General features: G+C 44.5%; 3 protein-coding genes. All 3 read right to left on the minus strand.

The features are described 5' to 3' along the window. Positions 1–589 (minus strand): hypothetical protein (locus A3761_RS09855; protein ID WP_068750164.1); only part of this gene is annotated, 589 nt, incomplete at its 3' end. Next, entirely contained in the window at positions 589–1332 is a 744-nt protein-coding gene (locus A3761_RS09860; RefSeq protein WP_068553512.1) for a type III pantothenate kinase, read from the minus strand. The genes A3761_RS09855 and A3761_RS09860, both read right to left, overlap by 1 nt. Then, positions 1332–2285: a bifunctional biotin--[acetyl-CoA-carboxylase] ligase/biotin operon repressor BirA gene (birA, locus tag A3761_RS09865; RefSeq protein WP_068553513.1), complete on the minus strand. Its 954-nt coding sequence runs from the start codon at positions 2283–2285 to the stop codon at positions 1332–1334. The genes A3761_RS09860 and birA overlap by 1 nt, the downstream gene beginning before the upstream one ends. Between the last annotated feature and the right edge of the window lie 213 nt (positions 2286–2498).

Below are 2498 nucleotides of genomic sequence, written 5' to 3' on the forward strand. Positions count from 1 at the left end.
ATAACAATGCAGCAATTTCGTCTATTTTCTCTTGGTTTTCAGCAGCATAATCAAGCCCGTACTCCAACCAAAAACTCGTTTCAGACTTCTTTTTCTCGAAAATGCTTGGCGCCATACCACTTTTCTTTACTTTTTTTGCTAACCCGCGCGCCAAATCTATATTTTCAAACACCCCTAAAGAATAAGCCCCACTTAATTCTCCTGAAGAAATCTTATACGTGTCGACCTTAATCTCAAGCAATCTTTGCTCTAGATCTTCAACAACATCTTTCTTCGCGATATACACCCAATAAGAGGGCGCCTTATCAAGAGTTTGACCTACAATCTGAACCTCACCAGTCCCCGGAAGCACTCTCTTTTTTTCCAATTCCAACTCAGCCCTATTATCAAAAGGCCCCAGCAACTCACAACGCCTCGCTATTGCCTGTTTATCGCCACCCGACGATGAAATATCCGACAACAATACTATACGTTTTACTGCCTTATTTTCCTGAAATTCTGGACTCACACCCTGCTCTCGATGCTTCACCCACTGAAAAGCAACCAGACCTACATTCACAACCAATAACGCTATAAACACCCACTTCATTAGTGTAGCTCCCCCTCAAGCCTAGATCCGAACAGCCCAGCCATCCCCTCAAAGACCAATACAGGCCTCAATTCGTAAGCCCCCACGATAAATCCGGCGATATATTTAGCATCACCACCCGTAAGTATTACCTTGTTAATACCATAGCCCTGACACTGTGACTCTAAGTAGCTTATAGTTTGACTCACCATAATATGAACACCATTAACAACACACTGCTCAGTATTCCTGCCTGGAGATAATCCACACTGCACATCATCATCTAATACAATTTTCGATGTCCCCGCCACAAGCGAATCCTGCAACATTTTGCAACCTGGAAAAATATAGCCACCAATATGCCGTCCATCTCCGTCAATCAAGTCGGCCGTCAAGGCACTACCGCTATCGATTACCATACAAGCGCCTTGATACAGATCGCGCACGGCTGATATTACCAGGCAGCGATCAACCCCCAACCTTTTCACCTCATCGTAAGCAAATTGCTGCCCGCTCATATCATCATGAGAAATCGCATAAATCTTAACATCCACCATACGCTGGAGCGCGTCAAGCAGACTATCTAGTACTTCAGACACCCTAACAGATGCTACCAGCACCCTATTAAATGACATGCCACCCAACTCTGCTGCCAGCAAAGCAGGATCAAGCGCCGACAACAACTCCTCTCCCGACCTTATGATTTTATTATTTTCAGCTAAACACCACTTGATCCGTGTGTTGCCGCAATCTAATAGAAGCATCAGCCTAACCTCACCGACACCTCACCTGCGTTAACCGCAGATAGTGCTCCATCAACCTCTAATAAGAGCGCGCCAGATAAGTCAACTCCTCGCGCAATACCAACTATTGCACCACTGTTGATTTCAACCACTTTACCCGCTAAAGCATCAAATTTGTTCCAATCCGACAAAAAATCCTTAAAGCCACCCAACTTAAAACGCTCTAAGTCACAATACAAACCACTCAATAAGTTGCCAGCTAGCTCATTCCGACCAATATCCGATACTTCGGACAAAGCTGACCAAGCCTGCTCAATCACTTCCGCATCCTCAGGCTTCATATCAACATTCAAACCCAGACCAACCACAACCCGCCAACTCGTTGTCGCCTCTCCATGCAACTCAACCAAAATACCTGCTAACTTTCTTCCACTTAACCAAACATCATTCGGCCACTTTAACTCAACGCCACTAACACCAAGTGATGCTAGCGTCTTCACAACAGACAAACCAACCACCAAACTTAGCCCCGATAGAGCTTCTGCCCCACCATCAAGATTAAAAGCAATACTAAGATAAATATTTCTCGCAAAAGGACTAACCCATTTTCGGCCACGACGACCTTTTCCGGCCGTCTGATATTCTGCCAAGCAACTCTCGTATAAATTTCCTTCGAGTTGCTTTTCCAATAAGTGAGTATTTGTTGAATCGGTACTTAAAAGCACCTCAATAGAGATATTTTCGACAGCTTGAGCTGCCATATACGACTGAATAGATTTACCACACAATAGATCAAGCGGTCGCAACAAACGATAGCCGCGCCCTTTTACTGACTCCAAGGGTAAACGCAACTCCTCCAATTGACCTAACGCTTTCCACACTGCAGTTCGGCTTACACCCAAAGTACGACCAAGGTCCGACCCTGAATGGAATTCACCATCCGACAAGAGATTTAAAATAGAACGGAGTTCCATAAGGGAAACCAAAAAGAAATGAAGCCGCGATTATAGCGACTTCGAAAGCATTATCGCAATGCCATCCTTATTAAGGCAAGAAAATGTAAGCGCCAGCTTTAATCTATTGGCGTAGCAGTAATATCAGTTGTGATATTAAAGTTCTGTAGCTTCATTCCGTATAGCAGCGTTGACTCACCACCGACAGAGTGGCTGAGATTAACTCTTTCAAAA

The organism is Oleiphilus sp. HI0123 (assembly GCF_001635315.1).

Bases quoted from the DNA above. Each gene is read 5' to 3' on its own strand.
- A3761_RS09860 (WP_068553512.1), bottom strand. From the start codon at position 1,332: ATGCTTCTATTAGATTGCGGCAACACACGGATCAAGTGGTGTTTAGCT.
- birA (WP_068553513.1), bottom strand. From the start codon at position 2,285: ATGGAACTCCGTTCTATTTTAAATCTCTTGTCGGATGGTGAATTCCAT.